This is a genomic window from Microcoleus sp. OTE_8_concoct_300 (assembly GCF_031383065.1).
Lineage (GTDB): Bacteria > Cyanobacteriota > Cyanobacteriia > Cyanobacteriales > Microcoleaceae > Microcoleus.
Map to the genome: position 1 here is coordinate 1 of NZ_JANMZH010000232.1, position 1,025 is coordinate 1,025.

At 38.6% G+C, this 1,025-nt stretch carries 1 protein-coding gene; it reads left to right on the top strand.

The window, feature by feature from the left end; all coding sequences use genetic code 11:
- Positions 1-212: 212 nt before the first annotated feature.
- A partial coding sequence (locus ACUVJL_RS11275) for a helix-turn-helix domain-containing protein (RefSeq protein WP_445245926.1) occupies positions 213-1,025 on the top strand: 813 nt, incomplete at its 3' end.

Consider the following 1,025-nt stretch of genomic DNA (forward strand, 5'->3'; position numbering starts at 1 on the left):
CCAGCAGCTTTTGCAAATCTCCAATCAAAAATTCCAGTTCAATTGTTTCTATTTCCTCTATAATTTCATCAGCAGGGTCTGGATAGTGTTGCTGATAAAGGTAAAGCATCTGCCTTTTCCTTCCTAATCAGAGGCCATTTCAGTTTATACAAATCCGACTTTTATACTTAATTTTTATACCTTTATCTGCTTATGAATTAAGTCACCCCCCTATGAGCACTTTATTAAAAAATCCTTATTTCTCATTACTTAACACAGACCATATCCATTTAGATAATAGTTGGAATTACAAAAATGTGGTGAGTACTTTTTATAGGCTTTACCTCATTGACGAGGGGGAAGGACGTTTGTATGACCATAAAGAAACTTTCAAACTGGAAAAGAATTACCTCTACCTTATTCCGAGTTTTACTTTATGTAACTATGACTGCAAGAAATTTTTAAGCCAATACTACTTATCTTTTATAGAGGAGACGCCGTCTGTGGGTTCGCTATTTTATTACAATAGGAAAATAATTAAAACGGAGGCTCGCCTTAGCGATTACCAGCATTTACAGCGCCTGCAGGAGCTTAACCCAAATCGTGGATTGCATAGATCCCATAATCCAAAGGTTTACGAAAAGAGGCCTATTTTGCAAAGTTTCACAGAGCTGAATGATAAACTTAACCCTTCGGAGTATCTGGAAACACAGGGAATAATTCTGCAGCTGCTATCGAGATTTATGGATGCTGATAATTTCAAATCAACCAGTTTTCAAAAAATTCCTTCCAAAGTGCTGGATGCAATAGAATACCTACAGACAAATCTGCATACCAACCTAACGGTAGCGCAGTTGGCGGAGCGAGCAAATCACAATGCAGACTATTTCTCCCGAATATTTCTCGAAAGCACAGGAGAGCGGCCCTTGCAGTACTTGCGCAACAAGCGGATAGAGCGGGCTCAGGTCTTATTAAGTACAACAGAGATGGCATTTTCGCAAATAGCCGAAGAAACGGGTTTTGAGAATCTTCCTTATTTCTCCAAA